Source organism: Cobetia amphilecti (assembly GCF_020217465.1).
GTDB classification, from domain to species: Bacteria; Pseudomonadota; Gammaproteobacteria; order Pseudomonadales; family Halomonadaceae; genus Cobetia; species Cobetia amphilecti.
The window spans coordinates 1,350,825-1,368,621 of sequence record NZ_CP084115.1 but is presented as its reverse complement, the minus strand read 5'-3'; the positions used below and the strand labels follow the sequence as shown (position 1 = coordinate 1,368,621).

The window sequence follows — 17,797 nt, the reverse complement described above, 5'->3', positions numbered from 1 at the left end:
CCTCCACACCTCCTGCCTGCTCGACCAATTCGCGCAAGGAGTTCATTTGCTCACCCTTCAATTTGTACCGAAAGTACATAATAGACGTGTACTGAAAGTCAAAGCAAGTCCAATCATCATTGGACCCATGGTTCATTCATTGACAGAAAGGGATGAGTTCGTCTCCCGCCTCAAGAAAGCACTAGCTGAGCAGGGCATACCTGATCGGGGCCAGGGCGTGCACCTCAAAAACCTCACTGGCGTTACACCCAAGGCTGCGAGCAAATGGCTCAATGCCGAGTCAATGCCAGGCCAAGCTAAGCTGGTGGCGATCGCCAAAGGGCTGAACGTACGCGCGGAGTGGTTGAGGTTCGGGACTGGCCCAATGCGGGAGACCAGGAAAAACGAGCTGGTCTTCCATGAAACTGAAATCGTGGATGGCGATGCTCCGCTAGCTGAGGATGAGGTGGAAATCCCCTACTTCCGCGAAGTCGAGATGGCGGCGGGCGATGGCCGCACTCAAGTCATCGAGAACCACGGGGCGTACATGCGCTTCAGCCTGCCGCGCCTGGCGCGTGCCGGGGTAGACCCCAAGCAGGCTGCCTGCGCCACCGTCTCCGGGGATTCCATGGAGCCAGCCATCTTTGACGGCTCACCCATCGGCATCGACAAGAGCTGCCGCCACATCATCGATGGCAAGATCTACGCGCTGGACCATGGCGGCATGCTGCGCGTGAAGCGCCTCTACCGCTTACCGCTGGGCCGCATGCGAGTGGTCAGCGATAACCATTTCGAGTACCCGGAGGAGGTCTACACTCTGGGCGATCCGGATGCCCCGAAGATCATCGGCCGAGTCTTCTGGTGGGAAGTGTTTGCCTGAGAAATCCTCGTGCGCACGCGTAACCAGAGAGAGTGGTTCTAATAGGTAGGTTCTGGGGGTAGCACTGGTGCGACCCTCCCCGTATCACCGGTGCGCCCCTCCCCGTGTCACTGGTGACACCCTCCTATGTCACTCGCGGCCCTCCCGTGTGGTGGGCCCACGTCAATTTGTCGAAGGAGCGAGAGAAGGGACTGCGACGCCAGTGACGGAGTGAGTTAAACTGTATATACCGAAGGGTGCCCAAATACACATAACCTATTGATATAAAAGGGAAGGCATCAAAATTTGAGAGGTGATGCCCATGAAAACATTGACTGGCATAGGGCTCTACAGCCCAAAACAAGCTGAAAAGCTGACAGGCATAGATTCCAAAACCATCCGGCGCTGGTTGCTATCCGAAAGTGACAGGCGAAAGCCTTTGTGGGAGCCAGAGCCCAGTGCTCTCGGTGCCAGTGAAGCCATTAGCTTTCGAGATCTTCTCGAGGTACAGGCTGTGTCGGCGCTACGTAAGCACAAGGTATCTCTGCAAGCTATTCGCGCCGCGCTTATCAACCTGCGCGAGAAGTATTCAGATGACTACCCCTTGACCAATCCTAGACTTTCTACTGATGGCCGAGCGATTTTCCTTAACACTCTGAAAGAGAGTGGCGACGAATGCATGTCAGATGTGACAACTTTCCAACATGTATTTACTGAAGTGATGCAGCCTTCAATTCTGGAGATGATCCATTTCAATGAAAATGAAATTCCGGAGTGGTGGCAACCTGATCCGTCTGACGAAAATATCCGCGTAGACCCAAAAATCGGCTTTGGCAAACCTCATGTCTTACCCAGCTGCATGCCGACTAGAACTCTTGCCCAGGCTTTTGAGGCTGAGGACGGCAATGCCGAAATAGTGGCTAGACAGTTTGGAATCACGGAAGATGAAGTGATACGTGCTGCCAACTTTGAAACAAGGACAGCAGTTGGTGCGAATATTCATTGATGAAAACATCAGCCCAGCCCTCGCGGCCGCAATGAACCACTTACAAAAGTTACTCAATGAAAATCATACTTTTGTGCATGCCACAGAAAAATTTAAGCCCGGCACTCCAGATCATGAGTGGTTAGAGACACTCCGAGCTGAAGGCAACTGGGCAATCCTGTCAAAAGACAAATTTGACAAAGGTGCACCAGAAAAAATTGTGTTTCGATCATCGGGACTGACTATCATTAATCTCGACAAAAAATGGTCCAAAAAGAAAGGGTGGGTAATAGCTCTCCAACTACTCAAGTGGTGGCCTGATCTATCAAAAATCCTCATATCATCGCAGAATGCGTATTGGTATGAGGTTCCTTTCAACTATACCCCAACTTTAAAGGGTGAAAGATTGAGTCAGGCAAAGTAAAGCTCAGTTAACCTTCAACATGACTCGCAAGGAGGCGAACTCATGTCTGCAGCTATCATCATGATTCTGTTTTTCCCTCTCTTCTTTTTGCCCTGGCTGGCCGTGATGCATGCCGCGTACTACAAGGGTGTGGATGTCCTCTCGGCGGGCGCGGTGGGATTCTTCGGCACACCATTGATGGGCATGCTCTACGTCATCGCCATGCCGGGCGACCCGGTGAAACTCAAGCGCCGCCGACTGCGCGGCGCCAAGTCCACTGACAAGGAATGCCCGCACTGCCTCTCACTGATTCCCAAGCAGGCCACCATCTGTCATCACTGCGGTCGTAATAGCGCACTGACCGCCAGCAAGCCCGCGCACGGGGCGAAATCCCCCACCCCACCGCCAGCCCCTCCCCAACCACAAAAGACGCGGGAGCCAGCCCCCATTCCAGCCGGTAGCTTCGATTACGCGGAACACGGTGGCACAGACACTCAGGCCGCCGAGGCGTACAAGCGACGCATCGAGAACGCAGACCGCTAAGCCTCCCGCAGGCCATCTGACCCGCCCATCGTGGCGGGTTTTTTATTGTCTAAATCACAAGATGTACTTTTGGTACTTGACTGTAGCTGAACCGATAGTTCATATTTGATCCATCGACACGGCACATCGCCATCGTCACTGAGTGGATTGGAGCAGCCCATGACCGACACAGCCCGTAAGCATCGTTCAGCTATCACCCTCGCCGTCATCGTCGGCGGTCTGGTCACGCTCGCCAGCCTCACCCAGCAGACCGATGGCCCGCGCCAGCTGACCGCCAGCGAAGCCGAATACTGCGAGATGACCGCCATGTGGCAGGAAGACGCCAAGGCCGGTTTCACCGAATCACAGCGCCGCGGCTGGCCGGACTTCCATCGCAATGCCGCCAGCCTCTGCACCCCTCAGATTACGCATGGTCAGCAGCTTGCCAGTCGCTGATCCCGCCTCGCCCCACGGCCAGCAGGTGGTGCCAGTGGGATTACGAGCATAACCACCCGCAGGTAAGGCGCCGGTTCCTCCCTTGCGCTAGCGGCCTTACCCCCGACACCTGGGCAAGTGGTGTGACAGCTGGAGAGACAGCGCTTATCAGAGGGCATCGGCACTGCCGGTATCGCCTGATGAGTCCCGAACCGCCGGGCAATGCGGCTGCTCTTTAACAATCAGGCATGCCCAGCCCGCCCGTAGCGCTAGACACGCGAGAGGCCGCTGGGAGTACGCCCTCGCCTAGGGCTGTCGAAATACTGGGCATACGACCTCGCCGGCCGTGCCTCCATCACTTGTGCACCGGGCTGCATCACCGGCGTTGTAATGGCCCTAAGAATCTCGACGATGCGATTGAGCCGAGAGGAGGGAAGCCCACGCCAAACCACAACGGAACCGGATCATCTGGTATCGCAGCTGGATGAAATGGCGCTGCCCTGGGCGAGATCAGGGCATCCAAGAAAGGCCATCAGCAAGCCGTCACTCTATGTGTCGGCTTACCCATGCCCTTTCCCTGCAGTGCCTGTGCTTCCCGTCACGTCCCTGACGGGGCCTTTGGGCATCCCCCTTTTCATCGTGTCTCTCGGCGCACCTTGCCCACCCCAACCGGTGGGCCTTTTTGTGCTCACGCGCCAGCCTCTTCTGGGGCGCTACCTCATTAGCGGCTCCTTAAGCTACGATAAGGAGAACCAGGGAGGGGGCATATGACAGATCGATCACTAAGCAGGAAGGCAGTAAGGGAGCTGGTGAAGATAAATCACACCGAGCTAGCAGAGGCCGCCCAGCGCGGAGAAAATATCCACCAACTTGCTTTAGATCAGCAAGATATTATCGTTGAGCAGCATACGGAAGGCATGAGCCCCGAAGAGCAGGCTCGCTTTTTTGAGATGTACGCCCAAGAAAGCGATGCTCTTAATGCTGAGCTAGAGGCCGATACTCAAAAACTCATTGCAGACACAGAGAAGCGCGGCCAAGAAGCTGAACTCGGTGGAAAAATAATCGGCGCAATCATTATTTTCATACTCGTTATATTTGCGCTGTCCCAGATTAATTAACTTCTGCAAGCTATCTAAATCAAATCCAAGCCGCCCTCTGAGGCGGCTTTTTGTTTTTTGTGCTCACACGCCAGTCTCTTCTGGGGGCTGACCTGTGCGCTCAACCATCCATGAGGAAGCCTCCATGTGGTTCAAGAATCTACAGCTCTACCGTCTGCACGACAGCACGCCGCTTGACGATGGCCGCCTGGCTGAATGCTTACCCGAGTATCGGTTCCGGCCGGTGTCTGGGGTTGAGGCCAAGCGAATCGGGTGGGTGCCGCCAGCGGGGCGAGACAGCGATGTGCTGGTGCATGAAGTGTCCGGACACTTCCTGGTCTCGGCGCTCTATCAGGATCGCATCCTGCCATCGAGCGTCATCAAGGATGAGCTGGATGAACGAGTCGCCGAGCGTGAGGCCACTGAAGGCCGACCGCTTCGCCGGCGGGAGAAGCTGACACTCAAGGAGCAGATATACGAGGAGCTCCTGCCCCGGGCCTTCACGCGCTCCAAGCGCACTGACCTGTGGTGGAGTCGCCGCAGCGGACTGATCGCGATCAACGCAAGCACGGCCAAGCGGGCCGAAGAGGTGCTGGACCTACTGCGACAGTCTCTCGGCAGCCTCAAGGTGACGCCGCTGGCAGTCGCTCAACCACCCTCACAGGTCATGACGACCTGGCTAAAGGATGTGAGTTCACGCCCGGAAGGCCTGATCGTCGGCGATGCCGTCACGCTCACGGCGCCAGGTGGTGAGGATGGCGTGCTCCGTGCCCGCCTGTACGACCTTGATGGTGAAGAGATACAGACCGCTCTCAGCCTCGGGCACATCGTCAGCCAGATGGCCGTTGAGCTGGATGGCAAGGTAGCAATGACGCTCTGCGATGACATGTCGATCAAGCAGCTGCACTTCGCAGACGCCATCATCGATGAGGCCAACGCCCAAGATGATGACGAAGACCCGGTGCTGCGCTTGGAAGCAGACTTCGCACTGATGGCTGGCCTGCTCGACCAGGTGGCATCAGACCTCATCTCATGGATGGGTGGCGAAGCTCAGCCCGCCACGTAACCACTCAAGGAGGCCAGCATGGCCCGCGGCATCAACAAGGCGATCCTGATCGGCCATCTCGGCCAAGACCCAGAGGTGCGCTTCACCCCCAGCGGCTCAGCCGTTGCCAACATCAGCATCGCCACCACCGACAAGTGGCGTGACAAACAGACCGGCAACGTCCAGGAGCGCACCGAATGGCACCGGGTGGTGCTGTTCAACAAGACCGCCGAGATCGCTCAGCAGTACCTCAAGAAAGGCGCTCAGGTGTACATCGAAGGACGCTTGCAGACGCGCAAGTGGACGGACCAGCAAAGCATCGAACGCTACAGCACCGAGATCGTCGCCAACGACATGCAGATGCTCGGCGGTTCCGGTGGCGGCCAGCCATCCCAGGCACAGCGGCCGCCAGCTCAGCAGGGCTATCAGCAGCCACCCCAGCAGCAAGGCGGCTACCAGCAACCGGCACCCGCAAGCACGCATCACGGTATAGGCCAGCCACCAGCAGGCCAGCAGCAGCCGAACAACTTCGGGGCACCGCCAGCCGGCAGCTTCGATGACTTCGATGACGAGATCCCGTTCTAGCCAATGACCATGATTCACCCGCTGCTCATCGCCGCCACTTGCCTGGCGGCTTTCTTTTACCTGCTCGCCGGTGGCTGGCTCGACACGCTGCTCACCAAGGGAGAGTAACCATGATCTATATGTTCCTCGGGGCTGGTGCGCTTCTGCTCATCGTCTTGGCGCTTTGGGGAGCAAGTGCCATGGACAGCATATTGAAAGAGGACAAGCGCCAATGACCCGCGATCAACTGATGGAAAGCCTGCTGCACCTCCCTCACCCGTGGCCGCGACCCGAGACGGAATGCAACCTCCCGACCGACAACGGCCACGGTGACCTCGAGGGCTGGATCAAGGGCCCGACCAACAACGAATGGCACTACGCATGGATCGGCGCCCATGAGCGCCGCATCGTCATCACCCGGGAACAATGGGAAGAGGCGCTGCTGGCACACGTCCAACACCTCGAGCGGCCAGTCTGCGATGCGGTTCCAACCACCTCAGCAGATGAAGTCGATCCAGGCGACTGGAATGGCGATGGCCTGCCGCCGGTGGGTGCGGTGGTGGAGGTTAGCCATGGTTGGTCTGATAAATGGGTAGAGGCTCGCATCATCTACATCGACAGCCGCCACACGATCTGCACCTCAAGCGATTCGGAGAGAACTGCGCACTTGTACACTGCCAACAATGACTTCCGCCCCATTCACAGCGAGCGCGAGACGGCGATCGAGGACATGAAGCAGATCACCAAGGCCGCGGCTGACGCTCATAAGCGCGAGCTGCATGGGGCACTGTCGGAAGAGTACCTGCTGGGCGCACTCTACGACGCAGGCCATCGCAAGGTGACGCCATGAACGTCATCGACCTCTTCGCCGGTGCCGGAGGATTCAGCACCGGTGCCACTATGGCCGGCTGCAACGTGGCCTGGGCTGCCAACCATTGGCCGGATGCTGTCGAGTGGCACAGCCGCAACCATCCGAAGGCAGCGCACATCTGCCAGGACTTGCATCAGGCGGATTGGAGTCAGGTGCCCGCGCATGATCTGATGCTGGCGTCGCCCTGCTGTCAGGGCCACAGCAAGGCGCGAGGCAAGGCCAGCGGCAACCCTCAGCACGATGCCAGCCGCTCGACTGCCTGGGCAGTGGTATCAGCTGCCGAGTATCACCGGCCGCCAGCCATCCTCGTGGAGAACGTCCCCGAGTTCCTCGATTGGCAGCTCTACCGCCCCTGGGTGCTGGCCATGCAGGCACTGGGCTATGCCGTCAGCCCGCATGTAGTAGACGCCGCGGATCTCGGCGCCCCACAGAACCGCATCCGCATGTTCCTGGTGCTCACCCAGTCTGCCCAGCCACTCAAGCTGAACCTGCCGACACTCGATCACCTGCCAGCCGCCAGCTTCATCGACTTCGAGTCAGGCCGATGGCAACCCATCGAGAAGCCCGGACGAGCCGCCGCCACTCTCGAGCGTGTTCGCGCTGGCCGCGCCACCCACGGCGAGCGATTCCTGATCAGCTACTACGGCAACACCAAGACAGGACGCTCGCTGTATCGCCCTATCGGCACCATCACCACGCGCGATCGCTGGGCCATCGTCGATGGCGACCGCATGCGCATGCTCAGCCGGTGGGAATGTCGGTCGGCTATGAGTTTCCCCGACACCTACCAGCTACCGGACAACCACCGCCTCGCCGTGCATCTGCTCGGCAACGCGGTATGCCCTACGCCGGTCAGCCACATCATCAAGGCGCTGCAGCAAGCCGCGTGAGCGCCTCCGGAGACACCCCGTGAAGACATCCACCAAGCGCTGCCCTCAATGCGGCAGCACGGCACTGGTGCTGTACAGCAGCACCAACGAGAAGCAATGCGGCGACTGCCACCTGATATTCGAGTGGACGCTCGATGAAGGCCAGCCGCCCTTGGTGGGGCCGGCACGCAACGTACAAGGGAGCAAGGCATGAACACTCAACTGCAGCACGATGATCCCCTCGCCTTCGCCATTCAGCAGCAGCTCACCAATACCGACCTGCGCACCGAGTTGATGGCAGAACGCCAGCGCAGCAAGGCGCTTGAAGGCAAGCTCAAGCAGGCCGAGAAAGCCGCCAAGGAAGCCCAGCAGCACAAGGACCGCGCCGACCGACTGCGCGCCAAGCTGGACGCCACCGAGAAGCAGGCCAAGCAGATCCGCCACGAGACGAAGCAGGCACTGGACAAGGCCCGCGCAGAAGCCCGGCGAGAGAAGCAACGTGACGCAGGCAACCACGCCACCATCAAGAGTGACGACGGCAAGTGCATCGTGCAGCTGGCCTACAACCAGGTGCATATCCATGAGCCGGATCGCTGGTACATGGTCAGCAGCCAGCCGCTCAACAAGTCAAAGAAAGCCCGCGTCGTCTTCTGTGGGCTGATCGACGGCATCCGCGCCGGCGACTACGCCGAATTCGTGGAAGGCGCCATCGGCACCCTGGCCGCCAAGTGGCGCGCCGACAACCACCGGCTGCGCGTCGAAGACCTCGACCTTCCCGCCAAGGTGATGCGCCGCTTGGAAGATGCCGGCATCGAGACGCTGGCCGAACTTCAGGCAGACGGCATCGAGCAGCAGCTGACGGCCATCAAGGGCATCGGGCCGGCCACGATCAAGCAAGTCATGAGGGCGGTTGCCAAGGAGGCAGCATGAGCAAGCAAGTGGAAATCCAGATGGGCGCGCTGGCCCCATCCATCACGCAGCAGCTGGCTGATCAGGGTGTGGATATCGACCCCAGCAGATCACAAGCGTGGGACAACCAGGCCGACGCCATTACGCGATTGATGTTCGCTGACATTCTCACGCCCTCGCAGGTTGAGATGGCTCGGCAGCGGCTGATGAAACACATTGGGGAGATGCTGCAATGACCACTCTACGCGACATGCCGATGATCTCGGTGGAGCAGAAGAACCGCTTTCGAGAGGCCGCGCTGAAGGTGGAGGCTGAGCGTGATGAATTGGCGGCTCAGTTCTCCGAGATGGCGGCACTGGCCGACAGCCTGACTTACGCCTCGAGCGAAGGTGAAGCAGACGAAATCGTGCAGAAGATAGCGGGGTTGGTACATGACGAAGGCGGCGCCCTCGCCCGCCGCGACGCCCGCATGAAGACTGAGGCGCTGAAGGAGCTTGCTGCACAGCCAGGCATGGAGCACTTCACGGCCAGTCGATCAACCAAGGCGCTGGCCGCCGAGTACCGCAAGCAGGCGGAGGGCGAGGCATGAGCAACATCAAGAAAATCAAGGTCGGGCTGAATCCGGCAGTCCTGCAACAGACGTTCTCCAACATGGTGAGTCCGCTGATAGAGGGAAAGGTAAAGGGGGATGCGGATGCGCCAGTGGCGTGTGAAGCCGTAATAGGCCGGACCGGGCATCTTGTCGTGAAGCTAGTCATTGAGCCCGACCGGACTTTCTGCGGCGATCTGGCTGAGCATGAAGAGGTCAATGCCATAGGCATTCAGGAGGTAGAGTGGTGAGCAACGAACAATACCTGACGGACCTGTTCATCTATCAGGCCGAGTTGTTGGCCAAAGCGCCGCCGGAAACCGTCGAGGGTAACGCCTTCGAAATCGAGTATGACGGCGGAGTGAGCGGGCATGTATCCATCACCGGCTTGATGGCGGATGCGCTCAAGCGTCTTCGGAAGGCTGAGGCAGATCGGGACCGGCTCAAGGCCGAACTGGAAGATCGCAGCCACGAGCCGGAGATGACTGCTTCCGATGCCTACCATCACTGCGCCGATCTGATCGAGCCACATGTGGTGGATCTTCCCCACGGAACCGAGTGCAACGAACAGTCACTGTGCCGGTCAGTGTGCGGCTCCCTGGCCTACCTGATCGAGCACTGGCAGGAGGCCCGAGGACTTCGTGAGGAGCGGGATGCATTGGAGGCACTTATCCGCACGGTGATCGATGAAGCTATTCACTGTGGGGCAGATGCCTCGTTCGATAACTTCATAGAAAACAACCCTATCGCCAGCGCTGCTAGCGACTATGCGGCGCTACGTGATACTCGGCTCGAGAATACCAAAACTCACTTGGTGGCCATCACAGAGCAGCGGGACGCGTTGGTGGCGCACGTTGGCGAGCTAGTGAAAAGTGGGCGCACCCTTCACGACGAGCTTCAGCAGTGGGCGCTTACAGAACGCGATCCAGATACGAGTGCGGCGATGGCTGCCTGGCGATCGGTGGTCAACGAGAATCCTGGTAATTCCAGTGCGCGCCTGCATTCCCGCATCCAAGAGCTAGAGGCAAGCGGCAATGGCCTCTACGTGGCATTCGAGGCACTGTTGCCCGGGCTGAAACACATTGCACTTCAGGACTACAGCGTGATCAACGAAGCACCAATACGCTGGACACGAGCTGTAAGTGCCACAGGTACAGACGCCCTCGCCCGACGAGACGCCCGCATGAAGGCTGAGGCGCTGGAGGCGCTTAACCCCCACGATCTTTCCCGCTTCGCAAAGTCGATAGGTGAGGATGCGTGGGATATGAATCCAGTGGGCATCTGCAAGCTGGTCAACCGCATGGCCACCCTGCACCGAGAGCAGGCGGAGGGCGGCGACCAGTGAACATCACAATTACCGATGCACTCGTCGCCATAGGAATCACGCTGGCCATCTGGGGGATTATCTCGCTCGTCATCTGGGATGTCGGCAGGCAGGTCAAACGAGTCGAGAAGAAGCGAATTCAATACCTGGAAGAGTTTCTCAAGAGTCGACGACCTCCCTCTCCAGAGCATGAAGACAAGCAATAATCCCTTGTAAATCAATGCATATTGAGAGTCGACGACCTCGAATATCACGGCCATCCACGAGGTGGTTTTTTTGTGCCCGCAGGGAGGCCAGATGCGTCAGGTATCGCAATCAACGTGGGAGCCGCCAGCACATGGCCCGTGCCCGCAGTGTGGTGGCAGCGGCACATTCCATGGCGTCTTCCATCGTTCGCCCTGTGCTCACTGCCATGGCACCGGGTACGCCGCTGACGATGGTGAGGCGCTGCCATTGGAAGACCTGATCGTGATGATCAGTCGGCGCCGCGATCACTGGCGACAAGCACATGCCCAGCTGATGAAGGTGCCCGGCGTGCGTCAGGCCGTGGAGCAATACCAGGCGGCGCGACAGGCAGAGCAAGAACGTGAGGCCATGGGCTATGGCCAAGGTCGATATCAAGGAGACTGAAAATGTCAGATACAGCTCAAGCACTACACAGCGAACACGAGCTCCGCTTCATCACTACCAATGAGCTCATTGAAAAGACCAGCTTGTCACGGTCAAAGCTCTACAAGCTGCGCAATGAAGATCCGGACTTTCCGAAACCCATCAAGCTCGGGAGAGAAGAACTCCGTACCTGCCAGATCCGCTGGGTCGAAAGCGAGATCGATCAATGGATGACCCAGCGAATGGCAACTCGTGGCTAGACAGTCTTGCGTGACAGCCTCTTCAGCACCTTACCATCGCCGGCTTCCAAGGCATCAAGATAGTCGGCGTACCACTGCATCATCTCCCTCCTCTCCTCCAGATACTCAGCCTGGTTATACACGCCCTCGAGTCCTGGGCGCTTGTGAGCCAACTGAGTTTCTGTCCAGTCTCGGCTCCAGCCATGCTCAGCCAACAATGTCTTGGCGGTATGCCTGGCGCCGTGGCCTGTCATCTTCCGACCATAGCCAATACGCTTGAAGCATCCATTAATGCTCATGTCGCTGATGGTCGGAGCCTCCCCTTGCCCGGGGAATACCCACCTCGACCGTCCGGTCACGGGCTTGAGATCCTTCAAAAGCTGAACCACCTGTTTGGAAAGTGGCACACGATGAGGCCGTCTGGTCTTCATTTTCTCAGCAGGGACACTCCAGATAGCCTCCTCGAGATCGAGCTCCTGCCACTCTGCCATTCGAACCATCCCGGGGCGTGATGCAGTCAGCATCACAACCCTGGCAGCTGTACGCACATGCAGCGAACTCGTGCTAAGACTCAGCTTGTTCAGGAAGTCCGGAAGCTCGGATTCCATAAGGTGCGGGTAGCGGTCTGCTACAGGCGTCGGCGCCGCTATGGCCACAAGATTGGTCGCGGGGTTGCTGTCTGCCCAGCCGCTTGCAATGGAATAGTCGAATATCTGCTTCAGCCATACTCGACTCTTTTCCGCTGTGTTGTGCGCCTTGCGATCCTCAATATGCTTTTGCAGCTGAGCACACTCCTTGCGCCCCACATCCGTTAGAGGCATGTCACCCAGCATTGGGAGAGCATCATTCTTCATCCAGAGCTGCATGCCCGTGAGCGTCTTGACTGCTCTCCCCTGGATCTTCTTGTGCTCGAACCAGGCTTTCGATGCCTCACGGAATGAGATGCCTTGTTGCTGCTGCTCACCATGAATAGGGTCAACCCCCTCGTCCACCATGGCGGCTACCTCCAACGCTTTGGCTCGCGCACGCTTGGCAGAAACCTTGGGGTAGCTACCAGCGCCAACCCACGCCCACTTGCCATCTGAGGGACGCTTGTACCTGACTTCCCACCGCTTGGTGCCGCTGGGCAACACCACGAAATACAGGCGGTCCACACCATAGCTCTCGCGATAGATGCGTTGCTCAGGTTCAAGATTGGCAAGCACGGAATCGGCCAAAGGTCGGCGCTTGATGGCGGTGCGTTTCATGTCGGAGGGGGCCTCGTGTATGTTTCTCGAACAACATACACGACAACATACAGGAATGATCGGCCTACTGGGATATATGGACGCACAACGAAAAACCTCCCGACTGCTAGTTGATAGCAAAATCAGGAGGTTAGAATCAATTTAGAACATCAGAAGATGCCCTATTGGAGCGGGTGAAGGGAATCGAACCCTCGTCTTAAGCTTGGGAAGCTTCTGCTCTACCATTGAGCTACACCCGCAGGGCGGTGCATTGCGCACGCCAGAACTGCATTGTACTCAACGACTTAGCGCGGTCAAGCAACATCTGATGGAGCGGTTGCCGCAGGCGGCGTCGTACTGGCGATGTTGGTGGCCAAGCCGTTGATTGCATTCAGTATTCAAGCGCCGGTGATAATTCTCAGGCTGCGCAGCTATCGAGTTGCGCCAGCAGCAGACCACGGCGGGCGTCACTCATGCCGAGGCCTTCGCCGCGCTGCGGGAAGGCGGCGTCGATGGCGTTGCGGCACAGGGTAAGCCACTGCGCCTCGCTGAGGTTCAGCGCTTGCTGCACGGCGATGAAGTTGTCGAGCATGCCGCCGCCGAAATAGGCCGGGTCATCCGAGTTGAGGGTGATATTGAGGCCCGCATCGATCAGCTTCGGCAGCGGGTGGTCTTCCATGCGCTCCACCACCTTGAGCGCGACATTGGACAGCGGACACACCGTCAGCGGGATACGCCGCTCGGCCAGCTCCGCGACCAGGGCGGCATCTTCCAGGCAGCGCACACCGTGGTCGATACGCTCCACCCCCAGCACCTCAAGCGCCGTGCGGATGTACTCTGCCGGGCCTTCCTCACCTGCGTGCGCGACACGATGCCAGCCGCGCTCCCCCGCAAGCTGGAAGACTTCGGTGAACTTCTCCGGCGGATTGCCGATCTCGGCGCTGTCCAGGCCGACACCCACGAAGCGCGATTCAAAGGGAATCAGCGCGTCGAACAGCTCGCGCGCAGACGCCGCGGAATGACAACGCAGGAAGCTCGGCACCAGCGCCGAGGTGATATCGAATTCCTTCACTGCCTCACGACAGGCGCGCTCCAGCCCCGCGAACTGGGTTTCCAGACTCACGCCACGCGCCAGATGCGCCTGCGGATCGAAGAACAGCTCCAGATGCTTGACGCCATCGGCGCTCGCACGGCGGAAGTAGTCCTGCGCCAGGCGGTAGAAGTGTGACTCATCATTCAAGACGCCCATGCCCTGGTAATAGAGCGCGAGGAAGGCAGGCAGGTCCGCGAAGTCATAGGCCGCCTCGACCTCCTCCAGGGTGGCGTAGGGCAATGTGATGCCCTGCTCCGCCGCCAGCTCGAACATCAAGGCCGGCGTCAGCGAGCCTTCGATGTGCAGGTGCAGCTCCACCTTGGGCAGGCGGGCGAGAAAGTCGTGCATGCGCGGGGTAAGGGTCATGGCCCGTCTCCTCAATGAAAGGCGGCGGCTGGAAGATCGCGGAGCGCTCACCACAGCCTGATGGCGCAATTCTAGCAATCCCGAGACCACCTTGAGGAGTGACGGCGCGGGAAATGCGATTTCTCTACTCACTGCCCGCCTGCCGTGCCTTTTCGCGACTCGCCGAAATAGGCTATTTTCGTTCATTCGCACTCTCGCAAGCTCACGACACAAGCTCATCACAACAGTCATGAGCGTGCGACAGCCAGCAACGCTCAGCCCCATGCCACGCTGACTGACATAACCATAACGATCGACGCTGAACACCAAGGACACGATAGCCATGCACGCCACATCCCCTGCACGCCATCCCTTCTCACGCAGAAAGCAATCTCGACAGCGCACTGGCGCCCTGCCCGCTGCCCTGCTGCCCTGCTGCTCAGCCTTGGCCTGCTGGCACCCTTGAGCGCCAACGCCGCCCAAGAGGAGCAGAACGAACAGACCGACTTCGCCCCGCAGGGCAAGACGGAGTGCATCGCACCCGCCAAGCCCGGCGGTGGCTGGGATTTCACCTGTCGCAGCGTGGCCCGCCTGCTGGATGAGCAGAACCTCATCCCTGCCGGCATGCAGACCCTCAACGTGCCCGGCGCCAGCGGTGGCGTCGCCTTCGCGCATGTGAAGTCCAAGCGCCACGCCGATGAGCAAGTCATCGTCGCCGCCTCGAGCGCGACCACCACCCGCCTGGGCCAGCATGCCTATCAGGACGGCAAGGTCGACGACGTACGCTGGCTGATGACTCTCGGCGCCGACTACGGTGTGATTGCCGTGGCCGAGGACTCACCCTACCAATCGCTGAACGAGCTGCTGGCCGCCATGCAGGCAGACCCCAAGGCGGTGCGCTTCGCCGGTGGCGATGTCGCGGGCGGGTTTGATCACCTCAAGGTGCTGATGGCGGCGCGTGAGGCGGGCATCGACAATCTGCGCGCCCTGCCGTACCTCGCCTACGACTCCGGCTCCGTCGCCATCACCCAGGTGATGGGCGGACACCTGGAGGCCTTCACCGGCGACATGACCGAGGCCCGCGGCTTCGTCGAATCCGGCCACCTGCGCCTGTTGGCAGTGTTCAGTGAAGAGCGTCTGCCCGGCCAGTACAGCGACATCCCCACCGCGCGTGAGCAGGGGATCGATGTGGTCGCACCCAACTGGCGCGGCTTCTACCTGCCGGGTGGCGCGTCGGATGCCGCCTTCGACTGGTGGGAGCAGACCCTCAACCGCATGGCCGAGACGCCCGAGTGGCAGCAGGTGATGCAGGACAACGGCCTGATGCCGTTCCACAAGTCCGGCCAGGCGTTGGATCGCTTCATCACCCAGCAGGTCAACGATGTCGAGCAGATGTCGCAGGAGCTGGGCCTGCAGTGATCAACTGAAGCCCTGAGGTACTGGCTCCCTGAGACCCTTGAGCCCTGAGCGCCGCGCTCGCCTGGCAAACGCTCGAGACTGGCAAAAGCTCAAGGCAGCCCCAAAAAAGACGCCACCCGTTAGCCGGGGTGGCGTCTTTTTGCGACTGACTGGCTTCCAACGACCTCAAGGCATGGAGGGCCAGGGCCCCTTGGGCGGCTGATGTTCGGAGTCGAATTGATAGGACGATGCCTGGTCTCTCTCTTCGTGCGGCTCTGAGTCCGAGCTTGAACCTGTGTCAGCGCCTGAACCTGTCTCAGAAGCTGTCTGTGACCGAGGCTCCGCTCCCGGCAACAGCTCGGACAACCGCTCCGTCTCGAACGCGATTTCCGTGTCGGCATCAGCCTCGAGCAGCGGCTCTGCCACGTACTCGTGATCCGGCTCCACCAACTCCGCCTCCTCCAGCGGTGCGACGTTGGCCTCGAACGCCTCATCCAGCGCCTCTTCCAATGCCTCCTCGAAGGCTTCTTCCAGCGCGACCTCGAAGGCCTCTTCCTGCGCCGCTGCCTCGGCTGCCTCGGCGGCCAGCTGCTCATCCTCGGCGTGTTCATGCGCCCACTCCACCGCCACCTCGACCGCCATCGGTGACGCCGTCGGCAGGATGTTGAGGTAACTGTCGGTCTCCTCGACCGGCACCATCTCGCGCTGGGTGATCTGATAGAGCGCATACAGCGAGATGGCCACGAAGGTGGTCGCCAGCACCAGCCAGAAGGCGTAGGGGTCCATCACCTCCATCGCGCCACCTGCCGCCAGCGGCCCGACGATGGCACCCAGCCCGAAGGCGAACACCAGCCCGCCGGAGGCGCCCGGCATCTCCTCGGCCGACAGCGAATCATTGGTGAAGGCCAGCAGCAGCGCATACAGCGGTGTGGTCACGCCCCCGGCAAAGAAGGCCGAGGCGATCAACGGCCACAGCGCATCGCCCGCCATCCAGCCGAACAGACATGAGCCTGCCCCTGCGGCGGACAGGCCGCAGATGAGCACGCGGCGGTCCATGCGGTCCGACAGCCAGCCGATCGGGGTCTGCAACACCAGCGCGCCGGCGAACAGCATGGCGATGAACAGAGCGATATGTGAGCCCGACAGGCCCACCTGGGTGCCGAAGACCGCGCCCATCCCCGACTGGGTCGCATAGACACTGCCGAGCAGGAAGATGCCGATGGCGCCCAGCGGTGACGCCTTGAACAGTTTCGCGAACGACATGGCCCGCGACACCTCGACCACCGGGGCCACGGCTGCCGACAGCAGAATCGGCCCGAAGGAGATCGACACCAGGATGGAGGCACAGATGAACAGCACCGAGGTCGCGGCGTCGCCCAGCGTCAACAGGCCCTGCGCGCCGATGATGCCCAGTGTCTGCGCCATCATGTAGGCCGACAGCACCTTGCCGCGCGTCTCGTTGCTGGCAGCCGCATTCAACCAGCTTTCCGCCGTGACATAGATGCCTGACATGCAGAAGCCGATCAGCAGGCGCAGCAACGTCCAGGCCCAGGGTTCGGTCAGCAGCGGCAAGGCGATCAAGGCCGCCGAGATGAAGCTGCCGAGTGCCGCGAACACCCGCACATGCCCGACCCGCTGGATCAGCACCGGCGTATAGCGCGCGCCGGAGAGAAAGCCCACGAAGTAGCCCGAGGTGACGATCGCCAGCTCCGCCGAGGAGAAGCCCTCGATGCCGCCACGCAGACCGATCAGCGTGAAGTGCATGCCATTGCCGAGCATGATCAGCACGATACCCAGCAACAACGCCCACACACTGCCCAACACCTTGGCCATGAGTCTTCTCCCCTCCCCTGTCCCCTTGCACGATTGCCGATGGCACCCGGTCAGCACGCAGTCTGGCTACCGGCTACACGCTAGACCAAAGCCCAATGGCCACGCTTCTGCTGCAACGCCGCATAACGTTTCAAACACGACAAGCAAGCCATGACGCCCGTGAACGCACAGCTCACGCAGGCGACGCAAGCGTCCCGCTCGGGCCTGCTGGGCGAGGTGCGAGGGAGGCAAGTAAGAGCAGCCAGAGAGCAGCGATAGAGAAGCGAGAGAGAAACAAGAGAGGAGTGAGAGAGGAACAAGAGAAAAGCAAGAGAGAAGCAAGAGAGCGTCGGAAACCGCCAGATTCCGACACGACATCCCGCCGGATCATTCACAAAAATGCACCACAAAGGTGCGCAAATACGCCTTTCGACCAAGGTCGGTGCGACGAATGGGTATCTTGCGAGCCATCGGGCGGCAGTCTAATTTCACCATACAGAATAAAGTTCCGCCTTACAGAATTGTAAGGTTGCTGTCAGGTTCGCGGCGCAGGGCGAGTTTCTCGCTCGACCGCTGCCAGCACCTGACTCACGACATGTGCCGCTACCACAATCCAATAACACC

General features: G+C 59.9%; 23 protein-coding genes, 1 tRNA gene and 1 pseudogene. 21 read left to right on the top strand and 4 right to left on the bottom strand.

What is annotated here, in order from left to right:
* Positions 1-127: 127 nt before the first annotated feature.
* From LCW13_RS17515 to LCW13_RS05780, 20 genes and pseudogenes are all read left to right on the top strand, one after another.
* A pseudogene (locus tag LCW13_RS17515) lies at positions 128-334 on the top strand (helix-turn-helix domain-containing protein); the annotation flags it as partial.
* Positions 335-364: 30 nt separating this feature from the next.
* Positions 365-859, top strand: a complete 495-nt coding sequence (locus LCW13_RS05870) for a S24 family peptidase (protein ID WP_225348113.1) — start codon at positions 365-367, stop codon at positions 857-859.
* A 301-nt stretch (positions 860-1,160) separates the two neighbouring features.
* On the top strand, positions 1,161-1,844 hold the full coding sequence (locus LCW13_RS05865) for a MerR family transcriptional regulator (protein WP_213115250.1): 684 nt from the start codon (positions 1,161-1,163) through the stop codon (positions 1,842-1,844).
* Positions 1,828-2,247 carry a PIN-like domain-containing protein gene (locus tag LCW13_RS05860; protein WP_213115249.1) on the top strand — a complete coding sequence of 140 codons (420 nt, stop codon included), beginning with the start codon at positions 1,828-1,830 and terminating at the stop codon, positions 2,245-2,247. Before LCW13_RS05865 ends, LCW13_RS05860 begins: the two co-directional genes overlap by 17 nt.
* A 42-nt stretch (positions 2,248-2,289) precedes the next feature.
* Positions 2,290-2,769: a hypothetical protein gene (locus LCW13_RS05855; RefSeq protein WP_213115248.1), complete on the top strand. Its 480-nt coding sequence runs from the start codon at positions 2,290-2,292 to the stop codon at positions 2,767-2,769.
* 159 nt (positions 2,770-2,928) lie between these two features.
* Positions 2,929-3,204, top strand: a complete 276-nt coding sequence (locus LCW13_RS05850) for a hypothetical protein (protein WP_213115247.1) — start codon at positions 2,929-2,931, stop codon at positions 3,202-3,204.
* A gap of 746 nt (positions 3,205-3,950) precedes the next feature.
* Complete coding sequence (locus LCW13_RS05845; protein WP_225347794.1) at positions 3,951-4,301, top strand: hypothetical protein; 351 nt, start codon at positions 3,951-3,953, stop codon at positions 4,299-4,301.
* 124 nt (positions 4,302-4,425) lie between these two features.
* On the top strand, positions 4,426-5,346 hold the full coding sequence (locus LCW13_RS05840; RefSeq protein WP_225347793.1) for a recombination-associated protein RdgC: 921 nt from the start codon (positions 4,426-4,428) through the stop codon (positions 5,344-5,346).
* Between the two features lie 18 nt (positions 5,347-5,364).
* Positions 5,365-5,910, top strand: a complete 546-nt coding sequence (gene ssb / locus LCW13_RS05835; protein ID WP_225347792.1) for a single-stranded DNA-binding protein — start codon at positions 5,365-5,367, stop codon at positions 5,908-5,910.
* 211 nt (positions 5,911-6,121) lie between these two features.
* A complete protein-coding gene (locus LCW13_RS05830) occupies positions 6,122-6,739 on the top strand; it encodes a hypothetical protein (protein WP_225347791.1) in 618 nt (205 codons plus the stop codon).
* Positions 6,736-7,650 (top strand): DNA cytosine methyltransferase, encoded by a 915-nt coding sequence (locus LCW13_RS05825; protein WP_225347790.1) that lies wholly within the window; start codon positions 6,736-6,738, stop codon positions 7,648-7,650. Before LCW13_RS05830 ends, LCW13_RS05825 begins: the two co-directional genes overlap by 4 nt.
* A 19-nt stretch (positions 7,651-7,669) precedes the next feature.
* A complete protein-coding gene (locus tag LCW13_RS05820) occupies positions 7,670-7,843 on the top strand; it encodes a hypothetical protein (protein ID WP_225347789.1) in 174 nt (57 codons plus the stop codon).
* On the top strand, positions 7,840-8,559 hold the full coding sequence (locus LCW13_RS05815; protein WP_225347788.1) for a hypothetical protein: 720 nt from the start codon (positions 7,840-7,842) through the stop codon (positions 8,557-8,559). The genes LCW13_RS05820 and LCW13_RS05815 overlap by 4 nt, the downstream gene beginning before the upstream one ends.
* Positions 8,556-8,774 carry a hypothetical protein gene (locus LCW13_RS05810; RefSeq protein ID WP_225347787.1) on the top strand — a complete coding sequence of 73 codons (219 nt, stop codon included), beginning with the start codon at positions 8,556-8,558 and terminating at the stop codon, positions 8,772-8,774. The genes LCW13_RS05815 and LCW13_RS05810 overlap by 4 nt, the downstream gene beginning before the upstream one ends.
* Complete coding sequence (locus LCW13_RS05805; RefSeq protein WP_225347786.1) at positions 8,771-9,127, top strand: hypothetical protein; 357 nt, start codon at positions 8,771-8,773, stop codon at positions 9,125-9,127. Before LCW13_RS05810 ends, LCW13_RS05805 begins: the two co-directional genes overlap by 4 nt.
* Positions 9,124-9,378: a hypothetical protein gene (locus tag LCW13_RS05800; protein ID WP_225347785.1), complete on the top strand. Its 255-nt coding sequence runs from the start codon at positions 9,124-9,126 to the stop codon at positions 9,376-9,378. The genes LCW13_RS05805 and LCW13_RS05800 overlap by 4 nt, the downstream gene beginning before the upstream one ends.
* Positions 9,375-10,472: a hypothetical protein gene (locus LCW13_RS05795; protein ID WP_225347784.1), complete on the top strand. Its 1,098-nt coding sequence runs from the start codon at positions 9,375-9,377 to the stop codon at positions 10,470-10,472. Before LCW13_RS05800 ends, LCW13_RS05795 begins: the two co-directional genes overlap by 4 nt.
* Positions 10,469-10,657: a hypothetical protein gene (locus LCW13_RS05790; protein WP_225347783.1), complete on the top strand. Its 189-nt coding sequence runs from the start codon at positions 10,469-10,471 to the stop codon at positions 10,655-10,657. Before LCW13_RS05795 ends, LCW13_RS05790 begins: the two co-directional genes overlap by 4 nt.
* Positions 10,658-10,748: 91 nt before the next feature.
* Complete coding sequence (locus LCW13_RS05785; protein WP_225347782.1) at positions 10,749-11,081, top strand: DnaJ-like cysteine-rich domain-containing protein; 333 nt, start codon at positions 10,749-10,751, stop codon at positions 11,079-11,081.
* Positions 11,082-11,083: 2 nt separating this feature from the next.
* Positions 11,084-11,320, top strand: coding sequence for a helix-turn-helix transcriptional regulator (locus LCW13_RS05780; protein ID WP_200019334.1), 237 nt, complete (start codon positions 11,084-11,086; stop codon positions 11,318-11,320).
* Here LCW13_RS05780 and LCW13_RS05775 read toward each other — a convergent pair.
* From LCW13_RS05775 to LCW13_RS05765, 3 genes are all read right to left on the bottom strand, one after another.
* Entirely contained in the window at positions 11,317-12,546 is a 1,230-nt protein-coding gene (locus LCW13_RS05775; RefSeq protein WP_225347781.1) for a tyrosine-type recombinase/integrase, read from the bottom strand. The genes LCW13_RS05780 and LCW13_RS05775 overlap by 4 nt on opposite strands.
* Before the next feature lie 165 nt (positions 12,547-12,711).
* Positions 12,712-12,785: transfer RNA gene (locus LCW13_RS05770), tRNA-Gly, on the bottom strand.
* A 158-nt stretch (positions 12,786-12,943) separates the two neighbouring features.
* Positions 12,944-13,984, bottom strand: coding sequence for an adenosine deaminase (locus tag LCW13_RS05765; RefSeq protein WP_317292824.1), 1,041 nt, complete (start codon positions 13,982-13,984; stop codon positions 12,944-12,946).
* Positions 13,985-14,425: 441 nt separating this feature from the next.
* Here LCW13_RS05765 and LCW13_RS05760 point away from each other — a divergent pair, with 441 nt between their 5' ends.
* Complete coding sequence (locus LCW13_RS05760) at positions 14,426-15,382, top strand: Bug family tripartite tricarboxylate transporter substrate binding protein (RefSeq protein ID WP_225347780.1); 957 nt, start codon at positions 14,426-14,428, stop codon at positions 15,380-15,382.
* A 165-nt stretch (positions 15,383-15,547) separates the two neighbouring features.
* Here the strand turns inward: LCW13_RS05760 and LCW13_RS05755 are convergent, their stop codons facing one another.
* Positions 15,548-17,194 (bottom strand): MFS transporter, encoded by a 1,647-nt coding sequence (locus LCW13_RS05755; protein WP_153635391.1) that lies wholly within the window; start codon positions 17,192-17,194, stop codon positions 15,548-15,550.
* Positions 17,195-17,797 lie beyond the last annotated feature (603 nt).

Bases quoted from the DNA above. Each gene is read 5' to 3' on its own strand.
- LCW13_RS05870 (WP_225348113.1), top strand. From the start codon at position 365: ATGCGGGAGACCAGGAAAAACGAGCTGGTCTTCCATGAAACTGAAATC.
- LCW13_RS05865 (WP_213115250.1), top strand. From the start codon at position 1,161: ATGAAAACATTGACTGGCATAGGGCTCTACAGCCCAAAACAAGCTGAA.
- LCW13_RS05855 (WP_213115248.1), top strand. From the start codon at position 2,290: ATGTCTGCAGCTATCATCATGATTCTGTTTTTCCCTCTCTTCTTTTTG.
- LCW13_RS05850 (WP_213115247.1), top strand. From the start codon at position 2,929: ATGACCGACACAGCCCGTAAGCATCGTTCAGCTATCACCCTCGCCGTC.
- LCW13_RS05845 (WP_225347794.1), top strand. From the start codon at position 3,951: ATGACAGATCGATCACTAAGCAGGAAGGCAGTAAGGGAGCTGGTGAAG.
- LCW13_RS05840 (WP_225347793.1), top strand. From the start codon at position 4,426: ATGTGGTTCAAGAATCTACAGCTCTACCGTCTGCACGACAGCACGCCG.
- ssb (WP_225347792.1), top strand. From the start codon at position 5,365: ATGGCCCGCGGCATCAACAAGGCGATCCTGATCGGCCATCTCGGCCAA.
- LCW13_RS05830 (WP_225347791.1), top strand. From the start codon at position 6,122: ATGACCCGCGATCAACTGATGGAAAGCCTGCTGCACCTCCCTCACCCG.
- LCW13_RS05825 (WP_225347790.1), top strand. From the start codon at position 6,736: ATGAACGTCATCGACCTCTTCGCCGGTGCCGGAGGATTCAGCACCGGT.
- LCW13_RS05815 (WP_225347788.1), top strand. From the start codon at position 7,840: ATGAACACTCAACTGCAGCACGATGATCCCCTCGCCTTCGCCATTCAG.
- LCW13_RS05810 (WP_225347787.1), top strand. From the start codon at position 8,556: ATGAGCAAGCAAGTGGAAATCCAGATGGGCGCGCTGGCCCCATCCATC.
- LCW13_RS05805 (WP_225347786.1), top strand. From the start codon at position 8,771: ATGACCACTCTACGCGACATGCCGATGATCTCGGTGGAGCAGAAGAAC.
- LCW13_RS05800 (WP_225347785.1), top strand. From the start codon at position 9,124: ATGAGCAACATCAAGAAAATCAAGGTCGGGCTGAATCCGGCAGTCCTG.
- LCW13_RS05785 (WP_225347782.1), top strand. From the start codon at position 10,749: ATGCGTCAGGTATCGCAATCAACGTGGGAGCCGCCAGCACATGGCCCG.
- LCW13_RS05780 (WP_200019334.1), top strand. From the start codon at position 11,084: ATGTCAGATACAGCTCAAGCACTACACAGCGAACACGAGCTCCGCTTC.
- LCW13_RS05775 (WP_225347781.1), bottom strand. From the start codon at position 12,546: ATGAAACGCACCGCCATCAAGCGCCGACCTTTGGCCGATTCCGTGCTT.
- LCW13_RS05765 (WP_317292824.1), bottom strand. From the start codon at position 13,984: ATGACCCTTACCCCGCGCATGCACGACTTTCTCGCCCGCCTGCCCAAG.
- LCW13_RS05755 (WP_153635391.1), bottom strand. From the start codon at position 17,194: ATGGCCAAGGTGTTGGGCAGTGTGTGGGCGTTGTTGCTGGGTATCGTG.